The organism is Acinetobacter sp. (assembly GCF_041919735.1).
In the GTDB taxonomy this organism is placed as follows: domain Bacteria; phylum Pseudomonadota; class Gammaproteobacteria; order Pseudomonadales; family Moraxellaceae; genus Acinetobacter.
In genome coordinates this window covers 41,437-58,954 of the sequence record NZ_JAYRTF010000010.1, presented here as the reverse complement: position 1 = coordinate 58,954, position 17,518 = coordinate 41,437, and the positions used below count along the sequence as shown (strand labels likewise).

The following is a 17,518-nucleotide window of genomic DNA, read 5'->3' as shown; positions in this document are numbered from 1 at the left end:
TCCCCCCCCTAGTGTAAAACGATTTTGCCCAAACTGCGTGAACTATTGCCATGATTCATTGCGCTATCTCACCAGTTTATCTGCAGCGGATTAGATGCCAGCGTATTTTTTGGCTGAAGCCTGATCTCAAATCCAGACGCACAATACATACTCAATAAAAAAGCAGCCTTAAAGACTGCTTTTTTTACGAGAGCTTAGATAGAACAGAACATATGCTGTGCTGAGCATTCATCACACATGGCCGCTTGGCAGATATTCTGAAACGCCGCCAAGTACACCTTGCCGATCAGGAGACTTGCGCAAGGTTTTCCTGCTTAAACTGAACTTCGGAAACCAGATTTTCAAAGGCAAAAATCTGATCCAGCTGTTCCTGCGTCAATAAGCCCTGCTCCAGCACCACCTGCTGGATGGTTTTATTTTCCTCAATACATTGCTTGCCGATTTCATCGCATTTGGCATGGCCTAAGATCGGATCTAATAAGGTAATGATGCCGACACTGCGCATCACCGCGTCATAGCAAGCCTGCTCATTGGCCTGAATGCCTTGAATGCATTTCACATCCAATGTTTTCAGCGCTTGGCAGAGCAAAGCAATCGATTCATTGATGGATACCGCAATCACCGGCTCCATCACATTCAGCTGCAGCTGGCCTGCTTCGGCCGCCATGGTCACAGTTAAATCATTGCCGATGACTTTAAAGGCAATTTGATTGACCACTTCCGGAATCACCGGATTGACTTTTGCCGGCATGATTGAAGAACCCGCCTGCAATTCCGGCAAGCGGATTTCCGCTAAGCCTGTACGCGGGCCGGAGCTTAAAAGGCGCAAATCGTTGCTGATTTTAGACAGCTTCACCGCAAGGCGCTTTAAGGTGCTGGACAAAATAATGAATACGCCGCAGTCGCTGGTCGCTTCCACATAATCTTCTGCGCCTGTCAGCGCCAAACCGGTAATGTCTCTCAGCGCTTTCACCGCTTGTTCTGCATAGCCGTCCGGTGTATTCACCCCTGTACCGATGGCGGTTGCGCCCAGATTGATTTCCAGCAGCAGCTGGCGTGTGGAATCAATCAGTTTCAGATCTTCTTTCAATAACGTCGCAAATGCGCGGAATTCCTGCCCCAAGGTCATCGGCACTGCATCCTGCAGCTGTGTACGGCCCATTTTAATCACGTATTGAAATTCAGCCGCTTTGGCATAAATGCTGTCGATAATTTTACGCAGCTCCGCCAGCAGCTGATCCAAACTGTAATACACTGCTAAGCGCAAAGCGGTTGGATACACATCATTGGTCGATTGCGATTTATTGACATGATCATTCGGATGAATATGCGAATAGCTGCCTTTATGCAAACCCAGCTGTTCTAAAGCAATGTTGGCGATCACTTCATTGCAGTTCATGTTAATGGATGTCCCGGCGCCGCCCTGATACACATCGAGCGGAAAGGCATGGCTCCATGCTTCCGGCGCATCAATGAGCTGGCCGCACGCCTGCTGAATAGCGTCACTAATTTCAGCATTGATTTTTTCAAATTTTAAATTGGTTTGCGCAGAAGCCTTTTTTACCTGAGCCAAAGCGCGGATAAACGCCAAATTTTCACCCACCTTCTGAGATGAAATTTGAAAGTTTTCCAAAGCGCGCAAAGTGTGAATGCCATAATAGCTCTCTGCAGGCACTTCTTTTGCGCCCAGCAAATCGCGTTCTGTTCTTGTTTTTTCAAATTGAACCGTAGACACGTCAAATACTCTCTATAAATGCACTTTAGTGATGCCACTCTCATCGTATATTTGCCACATGCATAAGCCACAGCTTTTTCTATCGCTTTATGAAATAAATGATTACAAATAATGCATTCAAGTAAATTCTGTAAATTTGAGTAAAACAATGACCCCATGCGACGGAAGCTTTCACAAATATTAAAATGATTGAGCGTTGCATATTGCATTCAGTATCTTTTATTTCATTCAGCTTAGATATGCTTAAAAGTTACACAAATTACTTAAATGCTAAAAATCAATGAATTTCTTTTCTTTGTAACCAAATTTACAATTAGTTTCACAAAACTATAATAAAACGCACTCAATTGTTACGGAACGTAATTTTTAAATTATGGTTGAATCTCCACCTCGGTCATATCGAACAATAATTCATCTTTGGAAAGATGGTCATTTGAACAGACAATGGATGGCATAGTTATGAGCCAACTCAATCCAACGCTAATCACGTTTATTTTTTATATCGTGGCAATGATTGGCATCGGACTTTACGCCTACAAGGCAACAACAAATTTTGATGACTATATTTTAGGCGGCCGCAGCTTAGGCAGCGTTGTGACCGCCCTTTCTGCCGGCGCATCCGACATGAGCGGCTGGCTGCTGATGGGTTTGCCAGGCGCAATTTATTTATCCGGCTTATCTGAAGCTTGGATCGCAATCGGCCTCATCATCGGCGCATGGCTCAACTGGCTGCTGGTTGCCGGCCGCCTCCGCGTTCATACTGAAGTTCAGCATAATGCATTAACCTTGCCGGATTATTTCACCAGCCGTTTTGGCGACAGCAAAAAAATTCTGCGGATTATTTCCGCTTTTGTGATTTTAATTTTCTTTGCAATTTATTGCGCATCCGGCATGGTTGCGGGCGCGCGCTTATTTGAAAGCCTCTTTGGCTGGAACTACACCACCGCCCTTTGGATTGGCGCAATTGCCACCATCACTTACGTCTGCATTGGCGGCTTCCTTGCCATCAGCTGGACAGATACTTTCCAAGCGGGCCTGATGATTTTCGCTTTGCTTTTGGCGCCAATCATGACCTATATGGCGCTGGATGATCATGCGCAGCACGTCACCACGGTGATTGAGTCTGTTCGTCCGCTGGCAAACAACTGGATTTCCGATCTCAGTGCTGTCGTCATTTTGTCCTCTATGGCATGGGGCTTAGGCTATTTTGGGCAGCCGCACATTTTGGTGCGCTTCATGGCCGCCGATTCAGTGAAGTCTATTCCTGCTGCACGTAAAATCGGCATGACATGGATGATTCTTTGTCTGGGCGGTGCAGTTGCAGTCGGCTATTTCGGCATCGCTTATTTTGAAGTGCATCCTGAGTTTGCTTCCGCTGTAGCCGCCAACCCTGAAACCGTATTCATGGAATTAACTAAAATTTTGTTCAATCCATGGATTGCCGGCGTCATTTTGGCTGCTATTTTAGCGGCTGTGATGAGTACGCTCAGCTGCCAGCTGCTGGTCTGCTCAAGCACATTGACTGAAGACCTATACAAAGCCTTTATCCGTAAAGACGCATCGCAAAAAGAACTGGTTTGGATTGGACGCTTGATGGTGCTGGCCATTGCCGTCTTGGCGATTTTCCTTGCATTGAATCCGAGCAGCAAAGTTCTAGGCCTGGTTGCCTACGCATGGGCCGGTTTTGGCGCAGCTTTTGGCCCGCTCATTCTCCTGTCGCTGTTTTGGAAGCGCATGACCCTGAATGGCGCGATTGCCGGCATGCTGGTGGGCGCAATCACAGTGATTCTTTGGAAAAACACCATGGCCGCTACAGGCATCTATGAAATTATTCCAGGTTTCATTCTTTCAGCGATCAGCATTGTTGTCTTCAGCCTGCTCAGCAAAGCGCCGTCTAAAGACGTCACTGAGCGTTTTGATCAAGCGAATGCTATTTATGAAAAAGAAATGCAGGAGCTGCGTGACAGCAAGTAATTTATAGCTTTTCAGCTTTCAATTAAAAAGGGAAGTTTATCGTCCCTTTTTAATGCCGAAAGTTTCATCCCAATATGATGAATCAGCTTATTTTTTTCACCGGCTGCTTAATATTAATCTGAGAGGTCTCCTTAATCACCTCCATCACCGGATAGCTGCGGGTTTCCTTCACCCCCGGCAGCTGCCACAGCACCTGCCCTGATATTTTCCGAAACTCCTCCATACTGGCGCAGCGGATTTTCACGACAAAATCAAAACCGCCGCTGATCATATGGCATTCCACAATTTCAGGATATTGAATCACCGCGTCGGTAAATTCTTCCAGCACATTGGGGGTGGTTTTATCCAAAAGAATCTCGACAAAAACCACAAAGCTTTTATTCAGCAAGTCTGGATTCAGCTTGGCTTCATAGCCTAAAATAAAACCGTCTTTGCTCAGTTTCTGCACACGCGCCAGCGCAGCTGTCGGCGATAAATTCACCATTTCTGCAAGTTTAATATTGGAAAGCCGGCCATCTTTTTGCAGGATATCCAATATCCTGATATCTGTACGGTCCAACGTCATAATTGGGCTCGCCATCTGAATTTTTCCCTAAAATTTAAGCAAAATATAGTGAGTTGTGCGGCATATTTTCTGTGATCATAAATTAAATAAACTCAAATATTCAATTTAAATTTTCATTGTCACAGGATGTTGGCGTAAAAATGATGGAAGCAAGATCTCAATTCAGCGAATCTCAAACACAGCCCGGTTACATCACCCCATTTGATGCGAAAACCGAATTTGAACTGGAAATCAACCGCGCTTGGCGCCGTGACGAAAGTGAAGCTGTCGAAAATTTGCTGGCAAACAGCACAGTCGATTTGGAAATTTCAGACCGCATTTATCAATTGGCTTTTGACCTTGCGCATAGCCTGCGTGAGCGCAAAGGCGATTCAGGCAAAGCCGGCATCGTGCAAGGTCTGCTGCAAGAGTTTTCGTTATCGTCACAAGAAGGCATTGCACTGATGTGCTTGGCGGAAGCGTTGCTTCGCATTCCAGATAAAGCCACCCGCGATTTATTGATCAAAGACAAAATCAACCAAGGCAACTGGAAAGAGCATTTGGGTCAAAGCAGCCTGATGTTTGTCAACGCTGCGGCTTGGGGCTTAATGCTGACCGGGAAATTGATGGAAACCCCGCAATCAAAAAGCCTGTCTGGCTTGCTGACTGGCCTATTGGCGCGCAGCGGCCGCGGCATTATCCGCAAAGCAGTTGACGCAGCCATGCGGATGATGGGCGAGCAGTTTGTGACTGGAGAAACCATCAGCGAAGCGTTAAAAAATGCTGAAACACTGGAAGATAAAGGTTTCCGCTATTCATACGACATGCTGGGTGAAGCGGCTTTAACCGATCATGATGCAGAATGCTATTATGATGATTACACCCATGCGATTCATGCTATTGGCCAAGCGTCTGCAGATAAAGACGTTTACGACGGCCCAGGCATTTCGATTAAACTGTCTGCCCTGCACCCGCGCTATCAGCGCGCGCAGATTGAACGCGTGCAGGACGAACTGTATGAAAAAGTGCTGCAGCTTGCCGTCTTGGCCAAACAGTACAATATTGGCCTGAACATTGATGCTGAAGAATCTGAGCGTTTAGAAATTTCACTGCAGCTTTTGGAACGCCTATGCTTTGAGCCGCAGCTCAACGACTGGAAAGGCATCGGCTTTGTGATTCAAGCTTATCAAAAGCGCTGTTTCTATGTGGTGGATTACGTTGTGGACTTGGCGAAACGCAGCCAAAAACGCTTGATGATCCGCCTGGTCAAAGGCGCCTACTGGGACAGCGAAATCAAGAAAGCGCAAATTGACGGCATGAGCGAATACCCGGTCTTTACCCGCAAAGTGCATACCGATTTATCTTATATCGCCTGCGCGAAAAAACTGCTGGCTGCACCTGAATATATATATCCGCAGTTTGCAACGCATAATGCGCAAACCTTAGCGACCATTTATCATTTAGCCGATCCCGCGCAGTATTATGCCGGCCAGTACGAATTCCAATGCCTGCACGGCATGGGTGAACCGCTGTATCAACAAGTGGTTGGCGATAAGAAAGATCATAAGCTGGGTGTGCCGTGCCGTATTTATGCGCCTGTGGGCAATCATGAAACTTTGCTGGCTTATCTGGTGCGCCGCCTATTGGAAAATGGCGCAAACACATCATTTGTAAACCGCATTGCCGATAAAACCTTAAAAATTGATGATTTGATCGAAAATCCGCGCATTACGATTGAACAGGCAGCTAAAACTGAAGGCAAAGCCGGCTTAAAGCACCCGGCTATTCCTTATCCAGTACAGCTATACGGCGAACAGCGCAATAACTCTGCCGGTCTTGATTTGGCCAATGATCACGATCTGCTAGCGTTGGATCATACCGCCTATGAACTGAGCAAGACGCAATGGTCAGCGGCGCCGATGGGCGAAAACCTGCAGGCGGATGCGGCAGATTCCACCTCAATTGCCATTCTGAACCCTGCAGATCATTTGGACATTGTCGGCCATGTGACCGAAGCAAGCCTTGAACAGGTGGATGCCGCCTTAGCCAATGCTGAACAAGTGCAGTCAGCGTGGCAGAACATGCCTAAAAATGAACGCGCGGCCTGCCTGCAGCGGGCAGCGGATGCCATGGAAAGCAATCTGCAGTCCTTGCTGGTGCTGCTGTGCCGAGAAAGCGGAAAAACATATGGCAATGCCATTGCAGAAGTGCGCGAAGCGGTTGACTTCCTGCGTTACTATGCAGCGCAAGCGATTGATTTGGATAACAGTGTTCAAATTGAGCCCTTAGGCACAGTACTGTGCATTAGCCCTTGGAACTTCCCATTGGCGATCTTCAGCGGTCAAATTGCCGCAGCGCTTGTGACTGGCAACACCGTTATTGCTAAACCGGCTGAACAGACCCCATTGATTGCCGCGCAAGCCGTGCAGATACTGTGGGATGCCGGCGTGCCGAAATCTGCAATTCAGCTCTTGCCGGGCCGCGGAGAAACAGTCGGCGCCAAACTGAGTGCCGATGAGCGTGTTCAAGGCATTATGTTTACCGGTTCGACTGAAGTTGCCCGCATTTTGCAAAAAACTGTGGCTCAGCGCATCAGCCGTTCAGGACAGTCTATTCCGCTGATTGCTGAAACTGGCGGCCAGAATGCCATGATTGTGGATTCCTCGGCGCTGACTGAGCAAGTTATTTTAGATGTAGTGAACTCAGCGTATGACAGTGCCGGCCAGCGCTGTTCTGCCCTGCGTATTTTATGCGTGCAGGAAGACAATGCCGCCAGCGTGATCACCATGCTGAAAGGCGCGATGCAGCAGCTGAATGTCGGCAAGCCTTATTTGCTCAAGACCGATATTGGCCCAGTGATTGATCAAGAAGCCAAAGGCATTATTGATAAGCACATCGACAGCATGCGCGCCAAAGGCCATACAGTGCATCAGCTGATGCGCAATTCGGATCAGCGCGCGTTAAGCCAAGGCACTTTTGTTGCGCCGACGCTGATTGAACTGCCTAATCTGGATGATCTGCGCCGTGAAGTGTTTGGCCCTGTGCTGCATGTGATTACGTATAAATACGGCGAACTGGATCAGCTGATTGATCAAATCAATGCCAAGGGCTATGGCCTCACCATGGGCCTGCATACCCGTATTGATGAAACCATTCAGACGGTGATTGCTAAAGCAGAAGTCGGCAACTTATACATTAACCGCAACATTGTCGGCGCAGTGGTTGGCGTGCAGCCTTTTGGCGGCGAAGGCCTATCCGGCACAGGCCCGAAAGCAGGCGGCCCAATCTATGCTTACCGCCTCATGCAGCATTGCAGCCAGAAAAAATTGGCGCAGCCTTTTGCAGCAGGCAAAGCGGCAACCCTGTCCAAATCTCAAGCGCTGTACGAACCATTTAAGCAATGGGCAGAACAAGCCTTTCCTCAGATTAAATTGCAGTTGCCAGCAGAGTTCTGTGCCGGAAGCAGCTTTGAACTGAAAGGCCCAACCGGTGAAAGCAACCAATATGCCGTATTGCCGCGTCATCGCGTATTGCTGCTGGCCGACCAAGACGCCGATCATCTGCATCAATTGCTCGCCATTTTCAAAGTCGGCGCACAGCCTGCGGTGCTGGCAGAGAATACCTTTATTCTGAAATATCTGCAGAAAATGCCTCAAGCGGTTGCAAATCGGATTGCGGTCATTCCTAAAATTGAAACAGGCAAATTTGATGCCGTGCTGCTGCATGGCACTAAAACGCAGCTGCTTCAGCTGCAAAAGCAAATTGCTTCCCGTGACGGCGCAATTATCGGCATTACCCGCTTAGAACCGGGCCAATACGATATTCCGCTGGAACGCTTTGTCATTGAACGCGCGATCAGCATTAATACCGCGGCGGCAGGCGGCAACGCCAGCCTGATGACCATGAGCTGATCAGTCCTCTCTCCCTCAGAGGAGGCAAACCCGTATTCGTACGGGTTTGCTTTTTTAGCCTGAAGAAAAGCTGAAAAGCGGATAATTTTGCACGATTTAAAACAATAATTTGACCGTTGAACTTCAATCTTTGCTACCATCCCTGTTTTGAACATGTTTGTGATTTTTTCTGTATATGACTTCATCTTATCAGCAACAACTTGATGCAAAAGTTGAGCGTATTTCAGCGCAATTTGCCGAATTTAATCCTCCCTCATTAGAAGTATTTGACTCACCTGAGCAGCACTTCCGCATGCGTGCAGAATTCCGTATTTGGCATACTGAAGATGATATGTTCTATGCGATGTTTGAACGTGATGCAGACGATCAAAAGAAAGTGGTCGAAATCAAAGATTTTCCAATTGCAGATCAAAGCATTAATGCCTTAATGCCGGTATTGCTCGATGAGTTGAAAGCGCAGGACATTCTTTCAAAGCGTTTATTTGAGGTTCACTTTTTAGCAACGCTCAAAGGCGAAATGCTGGTGTCTTTGGTCTACCGCTGCCCGCTCAATGCAGACTGGGAAACCGCAGCCAAAGCGCTGTCGAATAAACTCAATATTAAAATTTACGGCCGCAGCCGCGGGCAGCGCGTCATTTTAACTGACGACTATGTGGCTGAAGAACTCAAAGTCTTTGACCGCAGCTATCAATACAAGCAAATTGAAAGCAGCTTTACCCAGCCCAATGCGCAAGTCTGCCAAAAGATGCTGGAATGGGCCTGCAATGCAGCGAAGCAGTCGGACAAAGACTTATTGGAACTGTACTGCGGCAACGGCAACTTCACCCTTCCGCTGTCTACACGTTTTAACCGTGTCTTGGCCACTGAACTGGCTAAGTCTTCTGTTTACGCCGCGCAGTGGAATATAGAACAAAACCAGATTGATAACATTCAAGTTGCCCGCCTGTCTGCAGAAGAATTTACCCAAGCCTATAATGGCGAACGCGAATTCCGCCGCTTGGAAGAAGCCGGCATTGACATCAGCAGCTATGACTTTGATACCGTCTTTGTCGATCCGCCGCGCGCTGGTATTGATGATGAAACGCTGAAATTATTGCAGCGCTTTGAGCGCATCATCTATATTTCATGCAATCCAGATACGCTGCATGACAATTTAAACGTATTATTGCAGTCTCACAAAATTGTGCAGTTTGCGATGTTTGACCAGTTCCCATACACCCATCATGTAGAATCAGGCGTATTGCTGGAAAAGATTTAAACAATTTATTACCGGTCATTGAACTGTCATAAAAAAGGGATTGAATTAATCCCTTTTTTATTATCCTGAAATAGTTTTACATATGAATCACTTAACATCAAATATATAAGATAAAGCTATATGCTTCATCAGTTTCAAAACTGATGATCGGAAAAATCAGCATTCAAGTGATGCTTTTCTATCTCCTATAGGCTTGTTTTATTTACTGGTTTGGTTATATTTCATCCTATGTTAGGTCGTAAGTGAAGGCTCTATGAGTTTTTGGCAAAAGCTGTTCTCTAATGAACAGGAAAACGAGCATAAAAACCAAATTGCTTGTGTTGAAAATGATTGCTCTTGCAAAACCAATGAACAGCTGCTGCAAGCACTGGCAAAAGCAACAGATGAAGATGTCATCATCGGCATCAAGAAGGTTTTGGCATCACGGGGCTACAGCCGCAAAGAATTAAATGAGTTGCAACATTTACCGCTTCAGTAGCGCATACCGTTCCAGCTTATTGGCAAAAAAGGCATTCAGCATTGGGCTCAATGCCTTTTTTATTGCCTATTAAATTTGACTTTGAACATCACATCCGCTTTAAATGGCCTTTATACCGCGTAGATACCTTATTCAGCGCCGCATTTAAAAATACCAGCAGCCTATTGTTCATCATCATGCCGTACTTATTTTTTAAAGATGAACTATTTATCAATAGCTAAAGAATAGCTCAAGCAAAGATAAACAATAAACGATGGAGGGAAAAACCATGAAGCCATTTTTAACCCTAAGCGTGGTTCTGCTTTCACTGAGCCTCAGCGCCTGCAGCCAGATGCCAAAGGAATGCCAAGAATCATGGAAGAAGATTGAAGCGCTTGCTCAACAAATGGGGCTGCCTGAAGAGCAGATTAAAGCGCAACGCGAGCAGTTTGAGGCCAATCTAAAAGGCTTAAGCAACGAAGATGCCATTCAGGCATGCAATATGCAGAATTCCATCTTGGGCATGGCGACGCAATCTCCAGATTGATGCTTCGCGCATCTAAGATAATAATGACGGCCTGAGCGATCATCCGCTGAGCTGCTCTCTATCTGGCGGTGAGAATCAGGTTTTGCCAGCCTACTGCCTGCAGCGGCAGACCCGCATTATTTGCATGCTGCTGCAGGCTCGGTATAGGCAATCATTGGCCCTAAAGCGCGGAAGGCATCATGCAGATGCAAATCTTCCGAATAGATACTGGAAAGCGAGCCATCCAAATACAGTGCATTCGGGGTCTTTAACTGATCTTGAAAATAAGAAGCGAATTGATAAAAAGTCACTGGCTCACGGCTGATCACAAAATATAAAGACTGGCCCTTGATCCCCACGCCATTGCGAAGTTTATAAGAACTGGAGTCCGGCAAAAAATTAGGGTTCAACTTGCCATCAATCACCAGCATCGGCCCTGACTGCGTGGCATATTTCGCTTTAAATCCTTTACGGCTATATTGATCCGTCGTCTCAATCACAGCGTGATCATCATTCCAAGCCAATACGCCATTGGGCTGAATCAAAAAGTTGCCATAACCGTGCTGAGCGCGGTTCAACTGACGCAGCTGCACGTCATTTTCCACATACAGCCCAACCGGTGAAAAATCGGCATGAAACATCCCGGCATTCATTGCGAATGTCATGCTTTTGCATTGCTGCTGCAGCGCCGCTTTCAGCTTGTTGAAAGTCAAATAAGGCGCCGGTTTCTGTTGAGTACCAGTTTGATCATACAAATATAGAGCCAAATATTTCATTTCGCTCACCTCAACCACTGCAGCCCTGATCGGCTGATCAATGGCCGCAGCATGAGGCCCGGCATGCAGCGGCAGAGATGCCGTCAGGAATCCTGTAAAATACAGCGCCGCCGGAAATTGCCTAGCGGATGTTATGAATAATTGCACGGTAAATCCTCCTCTTGCCAGTCAGCCAAATCAGTCGATTAATTCACAGAAAAGAAGTACACTAAGGTCTAAAAATACATTTGCAGCTTTATCGGTACGCGTCTACATGCAACAGCAGACACCACGGATTCCTTTAGGGGCGCATTTAATCATTAAGCATTTTGGTTATAGCCATCATGGAATCTACGCAGGACGAGGCAGAGTAATCCATTACTCCGGTTTCGCACACTTATTCAAAAAACATCCTATTGAAATGACTTCAATGGAGACCTTTTGCCGCGGCAAAAAATTTAAAATCCAGCAATACACCACGCCTAAATATACCGGCCGTAAAGTGATTCGCCGCATGCGCTCCAGAATGCATGAAAACAACTATCACCTCATCATCAACAACTGCGAACATCTCTGCACATGGGCGATTACCGGCGTCGAAAGCAGCCCGCAGGTGGTCCGTATGATGAACCGCTTAACCACCATTGGCTATATCAGCTCTGTGATGACCTATATGAGCAGCATGATGCTGACAGTCACCACCACCTGTTTTGCGCTGGTGTTCTATATTAAAAAGAAACTGCGTGAAAAAGCCAAAATGCAGATGCCGATGTACCGCTATTTAAAACAGCAGCACAAAAACCGTTAAAGATACATCTGTTCTGACTTGGCCCTGTCAGCTGCACACCTCGAGGCTGATCAGCTGCGCTATGGGTAAATGATCCGGAAAGCCTAAACCTTTGCCGCAAGCCGCCTGCTATTCTTCAGCAGCCCCAAAGGGCGGAAACTTATCCTGTACCAAGTTTGGCGATATGCCATGCTCCAAATAAATTTTGGCGGCATCCAGCACCGTGGTAAATCCGCCCGTGCTGTCTATGACAAAATCCATTAAAGCCTGTCCTTGCAATGGAATGTCATAATTTTTAATGGTGACATAGGTTTCCATCGCTGAGATTTTTTCAAACTTAAAATCCACTTTGCTTTTGGGTTCGCCCCATTCTATGCGTATCAATGAATTTTCATGAATGTCCAAAACCTGAACTTCTGCCTTGGCGCCATATTTCTGCCAAGTCCACTGCAATAATTTGCCTTTCTCTACATAGCCTGTCGAATGGCTAAACCAAAATTGAGAGGTAATCAGTGGATCGACAAAGGCATTGAAGACAATATTAATTGATTTACGGATCAGCATCTGAGTTTCGATGACTGCACTCATTTTCAGCCCCTCTTTTTAGATGTTGATTCAGTGATAGCATATTTATTTAAAATAAGCATATCACCGAATTGTTATCTGTAAATCACAAGAGGAAGATCATAAAAAGATCATCGAATCAGCTTAGATTGCTTTTTTGCGCAGCAATCACTGGCGGCAATTCCACACCTAAAGAACTGAGCATTTCCCGCTCAATATTCCGCACAATCGAATCGAGCGGCAAGTCATTTTCCTGCAGTCCAAAAGGCTCTTCCAACTCTGCGCTAAGCGCATCCAAACCTAAAAACAAATAAGCAATTAACGCGACAATCACAGGTGTCCAAAGACCAAAGCTCGCTTCAATACTGAACGGCAAAATTAAACAGAATGAGTAAACAGCCCGATGCAATAAAACGGAATACGAAAATGGCAATGGTGTGGTCATAATACGGTCACAGCCTGCATGAATATCGCCCATAGCCACCGTATGCCGAGTCAGCGTGCTATAAATGATGTCGCTGATCTGACCTTGCTTATACAGCTGCACCAAATCTTTTTGCATGATCTCAAGCAAGTACTGCGGCGCATTGATATGTTCAGCACATTGCTGCCATTGCACATCAGTTAAATTCACCTGATCTCGGAAATGCTGAATATCCTTCGTTTGATGACGTAATCGGTCGCGCAGTAAATAGCAAAACAACATGACGCGATACATCAAAATCTGACGCTCAGCATCTTCCAGTACATGGCTATCACGAATCATATGCCGCGTATTGGCAATCAGTGCGCCCCAAAGCTTACGCCCTTCCCACCAACGGTCATAACAGGCCGTATTCCTGAAACTTAAGAAGATCGATAGAATCACACCAAAAATGGTAAAACCAATGGCGGGAACTTCTGGTGTCGTCAAGAAATGCGCAGCACTTAAATACACCAGCAGTGCCGACAAGCTGACAACAACCGCGAGCGCGGGCATCACCTTAGGTAAAATTGTGCCATGCCATGCAAATAACAGCAGAAAGCTATTATTTTTATCCCGAATAATCACGGATTTCCCCTCATAAAACTTGCTCGCTTTACTGTTGATCCAATACTTTTACATGAAAAAGCCCAACCGAAGTTGAGCTTTTGGAATATTTATCTCAATTAATGTTTTACCTGTATCACAGATTCATCTCTTGCGCTCGGGCAAAGCAGTGCTTTGCTTATCCTTGCTTAGGCTTGAAGCTGTCTTTCAAATCTAAAATACGGTTAAACACCGGTTTTTCCGCGCTGTGATCAAACTGATCTGCAACGAAATAACCTTCACGTTCAAATTGGAAACGGTCTTCTGCTTGCGCTTCCGCCAAAGCTGGCTCAATCACCGCTTGAACCACTTTTAATGATTCTGGATTTAAATTCGCAAGGAAATCATCGCCCACTTCAGGATCAGATTCAGTGAATAAACGGTCGTAAATACGCACTTCTGCAGGAATACCTTTGCTTGCAGAAACCCAATGTACAACGCCTTTCACTTTACGGCCTTCAGGGTTCTTGCCTAGAGTTTCAGGGTCAATTGAACATTTCAGTTCAACCACTTCACCATTAGCATCTTTAATCACTTCATCGCACTTAATCACATAGGCATGACGTAAACGCACTTCACCGCCCGGGATTAAACGTTTAAAGCCTTTTGGCGCCACTTCTTCAAAGTCTTTACGGTCAATGTAAATCTCTTGAGTCAATGGAATGATACGGTCGCCCATGTCTACGTTTGGATGACGCGCATGCGTTAAATCCATTGCTTCAGGCAAGTTAGTCAATGTTACTTTCAGTGGATTCAACACAGCCATACCGCGTGCTGCTGTATTTTCCAAAGACTGACGGATGCAATATTCCAGCATGGCAACATCAACAATACTGCCATCGACTTTGGTTACACCGACACGTTTACAGAAATCACGCAGGCCTTCAGGGGTAAAACCGCGACGGCGCATACCCACAACAGTTGGCATACGTGGGTCATCCCAACCATTCACATGACCACCTTCAACCAATTTACGCAATTTACGTTTCGAAGTAATGGTGTAATCCACATTCAAACGGCTCGATTCGTACTGATGCGGCACAGACGGTGATTTAACCTTTTCCACAACCCAATCATAGAATGGACGATGATCGACAAACTCTAATGTACAGAGTGAATGCGTGATGCCTTCAATGGCATCTGATAATGGATGCGCATAGTCGTACATCGGGTACATTTTCCATTTATCACCCGTTTGGTGATGCTCAGAATGCAGTACACGGTACAAAATAGGATCACGCATATGGATGTTTGGTGAAGTCATATCAATTTTTGCGCGAAGCACCGCTTTGCCTTCACCCAACTCGCCATTACGCATTTGTTCAAAACGCGCCAAGTTCTCTTCAATTGAAGCATCACGCTGTGGTGAATTTTTACCCGGCTCAACGAAATTACCACGGTTCAGTTTAATTTCTTCAGGTGATTGCAAATCGACATAAGCATCACCTTGTTCAATCAATTGCACCGCCCACGTGTAAAGCTGATCAAAATAGCTTGATGCATAGCGCGGTTCGCCATTCCATTCAAAACCCAGCCATTTCACATCATTGGCAATGCCATCTACATATTCTTGCTCTTCAGCGTCTGGGTTGGTATCGTCAAAACGCAGGTTGCATAAACCTGAAAACTCTTGGGCAATACCAAAGTTTAAGCAGATCGCTTTGACGTGGCCGATATGCAGATAACCATTCGGTTCAGGCGGAAAACGTGTGACTACTTGTTGAGTCCGGCCAGCAGCTAAATCATCAGTGATCACCTGACGCACAAAGTCTAAGCCAGGCTGTTGTTCCTGCTGCACAGCATCGACGGCGTTACTATTTGGTGTCGGGGTGTTTGGCAGTGTTGAAACAACATCATTTGGCTTCATAACAGTAAAATCACTTCTAAAATAAAAATTATGAGAATTAAAACGCTATTTCGTTTTTTTAACAAAGAAAATAACGTTTTTACTTGCCTTGTAGTTTACAGTTTGCTTATGCTTCTCACAACCAAAAAACCCATGGCTTTATAAGCCATGTTCAGGAGATTACACAATGAGTTTTCCTCAAGTCGAATTAAACACCAATAAAGGCCGTATTGTTCTTGAGCTTAACAGTGAGAAAGCGCCAAAAACTGTTGCTAACTTTTTAGAATACGTTCGTGACGGTTTCTATGACGGCGTAATTTTCCACCGCGTGATCGACGGCTTCATGATCCAAGGCGGCGGCATGGATGAAAACTTCAAAGAAAAAGCAACACGTGATGCGATTGAAAACGAAGCTGACAACGGCTTAACCAATGACCTTGGCACAATTGCTATGGCGCGCACACAAGCGCCTCACTCTGCATCTGCGCAATTCTTTATCAATGTCGGCAACAATGCTTTCCTGAACCACTCTGGCAAAAATGCACAAGGCTGGGGCTACGCAGTTTTCGGTAAAGTGACTGAAGGCCTAGATGTTGTAAACGAAATTAAAGGCGTTCGCACAGGCAACCGCGGTTACCACGCTGATGTACCGCTAGAAAACGTAGTCATCGAATCTGCTAAAATCATTTCTGAGTAATATTTAAATCCTCCCCAGCCCTCTTTTAATAAAGGAGGGCGCTTCTAAAATTAGATGCAGAACTCCTCCCTTTGAAAAAAGGGAGGCTGGGAGGGATTCTAAAACAAGGAAAAGATCCGTGACCTATCTGTTTATCGCTGATTTACATTTGTCACCCAATCACCCTCGACTCGTTCGGGGGTTTTTAGCTTTGCTGGATGCCTATAAAGACAAAAATACCCAGCTGTATATTTTAGGCGACTGGTTTAATGCCTGGATTGGCGATGATGACCGCGCGCCGTGGCTGGATGAAATTGTTCAGGCTCTAAAACAATTCTCTGAAGCTGGCAATCAGATTTATTTTTTATCCGGCAACCGCGATTTTGCTTTGGGCAAAAACTTTCTCAATCAATTCAATGCCATTTTACTGAATGATATTGAAATTTTAGACATTGGCCAAAAAAGTATTCGAATCGAACACGGCGACTTGCTCTGCACCGATGATGTATCCTACCAAAAATTCCGTAAAATCATCCGCAACCCGTTGCTCTTAGGCTTTTTAAAAAAAATGCCTTTAAGCTTCCGGCAGAAGCTGGCGAATGGTTTCCGCAAAAAAAGCCAGCAGGCCAATCAATTCAAAAGCTATGCCGTCATGGACGTCAATCAGCACGCTGTTGAACGCGCTTTGGCTGATGCTGAAGTATTAATTCATGGCCATACACACCGCCCGCACATCCATGATGTGCATGGAAAGCAGCGTATCGTTTTAGGGGACTGGCGCGAACATGAAGCGCAGATTTTAGAACTGGATTCTCATGATCCTGAGCTGAATTTGGCGCTAAAAAAATGGCAGTATTAATGCCATTTTTTTAACTCATCCTTTATTCGGCCAGATTTAGCGCAAACGGAATAATTGATTCTGTCCAATGTAAAAACTTGCCCCGTCCAAATTCATCGGGACGGTTTCACCAGATTCCAATAAAACTTCTTCTCCTACCGGAACCCAAATAAAACCATCGACTGTATTTTGCTTACGGTTAAGCGGAACAACTTTTACTTGCACAACATCGCCATTGACGGCTTTGGCTTGACGCCATTGATTTAAAATTTCCAAAATATTCACTCAACTTGTGAGCTTTTTGTGACACAACAAAGAGGATTAATAAACGGGTTTGGAATAATAATTCTTCGACTGCAGCCATGCAGCTTTCTACACAGTTCTTAAGCCATTTGGCTATAAACTAATAAATCACAATCAGCTATTAAAAAAATCAGACAGGCAACTCACCCATCTTTCAAATAGATTTTTATTATACATTGTCATTACAATATATGCAAAGTTTAGAATTAAGCACTTATTATTCTACACCTTGCATATATTAGTTGTTCAACTTATATGCACCATAACATCATATA

The 17,518-nt window shown here is 45.5% G+C and carries 16 protein-coding genes; 9 read left to right on the top strand and 7 right to left on the bottom strand.

Annotation, left to right across the window (positions count from 1 at the left end):
* Window positions 1-286: 286 nt before the first annotated feature.
* Entirely contained in the window at window positions 287-1,735 is a 1,449-nt protein-coding gene (gene aspA, locus ACE3T3_RS07845; protein ID WP_374665691.1) for an aspartate ammonia-lyase, read from the bottom strand.
* 459 nt (window positions 1,736-2,194) lie between these two features.
* Between aspA and putP the strand changes: the two genes are divergently transcribed.
* The gene (gene putP, locus ACE3T3_RS07840; protein ID WP_374665689.1) at window positions 2,195-3,709 is read left to right on the top strand and encodes a sodium/proline symporter PutP; all 1,515 of its coding nucleotides are present in this window, start codon (window positions 2,195-2,197) and stop codon (window positions 3,707-3,709) included.
* An 82-nt stretch (window positions 3,710-3,791) separates the two neighbouring features.
* Here putP and ACE3T3_RS07835 read toward each other — a convergent pair whose 3' ends face one another.
* On the bottom strand, window positions 3,792-4,289 hold the full coding sequence (locus tag ACE3T3_RS07835) for an Lrp/AsnC ligand binding domain-containing protein (protein ID WP_374665687.1): 498 nt from the start codon (window positions 4,287-4,289) through the stop codon (window positions 3,792-3,794).
* 125 nt (window positions 4,290-4,414) lie between these two features.
* Here ACE3T3_RS07835 and putA point away from each other — a divergent pair, with 125 nt between their 5' ends.
* The 5 genes from putA (at window position 4,415) to ACE3T3_RS07810 (ending at window position 10,426) form a co-directional block, all read left to right on the top strand.
* On the top strand, window positions 4,415-8,164 hold the full coding sequence (putA, locus tag ACE3T3_RS07830; protein WP_374665685.1) for a trifunctional transcriptional regulator/proline dehydrogenase/L-glutamate gamma-semialdehyde dehydrogenase: 3,750 nt from the start codon (window positions 4,415-4,417) through the stop codon (window positions 8,162-8,164).
* Between the two features lie 175 nt (window positions 8,165-8,339).
* Window positions 8,340-9,422, top strand: coding sequence for a tRNA (uridine(54)-C5)-methyltransferase TrmA (gene trmA / locus ACE3T3_RS07825; protein WP_374665683.1), 1,083 nt, complete (start codon window positions 8,340-8,342; stop codon window positions 9,420-9,422).
* Between the two features lie 253 nt (window positions 9,423-9,675).
* Complete coding sequence (locus ACE3T3_RS07820) at window positions 9,676-9,900, top strand: hypothetical protein (RefSeq protein ID WP_130144758.1); 225 nt, start codon at window positions 9,676-9,678, stop codon at window positions 9,898-9,900.
* 50 nt (window positions 9,901-9,950) lie between these two features.
* Window positions 9,951-10,121, top strand: coding sequence for a hypothetical protein (locus ACE3T3_RS07815; protein ID WP_374665680.1), 171 nt, complete (start codon window positions 9,951-9,953; stop codon window positions 10,119-10,121).
* 47 nt (window positions 10,122-10,168) lie between these two features.
* Window positions 10,169-10,426, top strand: coding sequence for a hypothetical protein (locus tag ACE3T3_RS07810; protein WP_374665678.1), 258 nt, complete (start codon window positions 10,169-10,171; stop codon window positions 10,424-10,426).
* 116 nt (window positions 10,427-10,542) lie between these two features.
* Here the strand turns inward: ACE3T3_RS07810 and ACE3T3_RS07805 are convergent, their stop codons facing one another.
* Window positions 10,543-11,328: a phosphodiester glycosidase family protein gene (locus ACE3T3_RS07805; protein WP_374665676.1), complete on the bottom strand. Its 786-nt coding sequence runs from the start codon at window positions 11,326-11,328 to the stop codon at window positions 10,543-10,545.
* Window positions 11,329-11,434: 106 nt separating this feature from the next.
* Here ACE3T3_RS07805 and ACE3T3_RS07800 point away from each other — a divergent pair, with 106 nt between their 5' ends.
* Window positions 11,435-11,968, top strand: a complete 534-nt coding sequence (locus tag ACE3T3_RS07800) for a lecithin retinol acyltransferase family protein (RefSeq protein WP_374665674.1) — start codon at window positions 11,435-11,437, stop codon at window positions 11,966-11,968.
* Window positions 11,969-12,076: 108 nt separating this feature from the next.
* Here ACE3T3_RS07800 and ACE3T3_RS07795 read toward each other — a convergent pair whose 3' ends face one another.
* The 3 genes from ACE3T3_RS07795 to ACE3T3_RS07785 form a co-directional block, all read right to left on the bottom strand.
* Window positions 12,077-12,535: an SRPBCC domain-containing protein gene (locus ACE3T3_RS07795; protein WP_374665672.1), complete on the bottom strand. Its 459-nt coding sequence runs from the start codon at window positions 12,533-12,535 to the stop codon at window positions 12,077-12,079.
* A 115-nt stretch (window positions 12,536-12,650) separates the two neighbouring features.
* Window positions 12,651-13,562 carry a bestrophin family protein gene (locus ACE3T3_RS07790; protein WP_374665670.1) on the bottom strand — a complete coding sequence of 304 codons (912 nt, stop codon included), beginning with the start codon at window positions 13,560-13,562 and terminating at the stop codon, window positions 12,651-12,653.
* A gap of 157 nt (window positions 13,563-13,719) precedes the next feature.
* Window positions 13,720-15,447 (bottom strand): glutamine--tRNA ligase/YqeY domain fusion protein, encoded by a 1,728-nt coding sequence (locus tag ACE3T3_RS07785; RefSeq protein ID WP_374665668.1) that lies wholly within the window; start codon window positions 15,445-15,447, stop codon window positions 13,720-13,722.
* A 166-nt stretch (window positions 15,448-15,613) separates the two neighbouring features.
* Between ACE3T3_RS07785 and ACE3T3_RS07780 the strand changes: the two genes are divergently transcribed.
* Window positions 15,614-16,123 (top strand): peptidylprolyl isomerase, encoded by a 510-nt coding sequence (locus ACE3T3_RS07780; RefSeq protein ID WP_067665756.1) that lies wholly within the window; start codon window positions 15,614-15,616, stop codon window positions 16,121-16,123.
* Window positions 16,124-16,241: 118 nt separating this feature from the next.
* Window positions 16,242-16,961, top strand: coding sequence for a UDP-2,3-diacylglucosamine diphosphatase (locus ACE3T3_RS07775; RefSeq protein ID WP_374665665.1), 720 nt, complete (start codon window positions 16,242-16,244; stop codon window positions 16,959-16,961).
* Between the two features lie 36 nt (window positions 16,962-16,997).
* On the opposite strand, the gene ACE3T3_RS07770 is transcribed toward ACE3T3_RS07775, so the two are convergent.
* On the bottom strand, window positions 16,998-17,216 hold the full coding sequence (locus tag ACE3T3_RS07770; RefSeq protein ID WP_374665779.1) for a transposase: 219 nt from the start codon (window positions 17,214-17,216) through the stop codon (window positions 16,998-17,000).
* Window positions 17,217-17,518 lie beyond the last annotated feature (302 nt).

Bases quoted from the DNA above. Each gene is read 5' to 3' on its own strand.
- ACE3T3_RS07780 (WP_067665756.1), top strand. From the start codon at position 15,614: ATGAGTTTTCCTCAAGTCGAATTAAACACCAATAAAGGCCGTATTGTT.
- ACE3T3_RS07810 (WP_374665678.1), top strand. From the start codon at position 10,169: ATGAAGCCATTTTTAACCCTAAGCGTGGTTCTGCTTTCACTGAGCCTC.
- trmA (WP_374665683.1), top strand. From the start codon at position 8,340: ATGACTTCATCTTATCAGCAACAACTTGATGCAAAAGTTGAGCGTATT.
- ACE3T3_RS07785 (WP_374665668.1), bottom strand. From the start codon at position 15,447: ATGAAGCCAAATGATGTTGTTTCAACACTGCCAAACACCCCGACACCA.
- ACE3T3_RS07835 (WP_374665687.1), bottom strand. From the start codon at position 4,289: ATGGCGAGCCCAATTATGACGTTGGACCGTACAGATATCAGGATATTG.
- ACE3T3_RS07795 (WP_374665672.1), bottom strand. From the start codon at position 12,535: ATGAGTGCAGTCATCGAAACTCAGATGCTGATCCGTAAATCAATTAAT.
- putA (WP_374665685.1), top strand. From the start codon at position 4,415: ATGATGGAAGCAAGATCTCAATTCAGCGAATCTCAAACACAGCCCGGT.
- ACE3T3_RS07815 (WP_374665680.1), top strand. From the start codon at position 9,951: ATGCCTTTTTTATTGCCTATTAAATTTGACTTTGAACATCACATCCGC.
- putP (WP_374665689.1), top strand. From the start codon at position 2,195: ATGAGCCAACTCAATCCAACGCTAATCACGTTTATTTTTTATATCGTG.
- ACE3T3_RS07800 (WP_374665674.1), top strand. From the start codon at position 11,435: ATGCAACAGCAGACACCACGGATTCCTTTAGGGGCGCATTTAATCATT.
- ACE3T3_RS07820 (WP_130144758.1), top strand. From the start codon at position 9,676: ATGAGTTTTTGGCAAAAGCTGTTCTCTAATGAACAGGAAAACGAGCAT.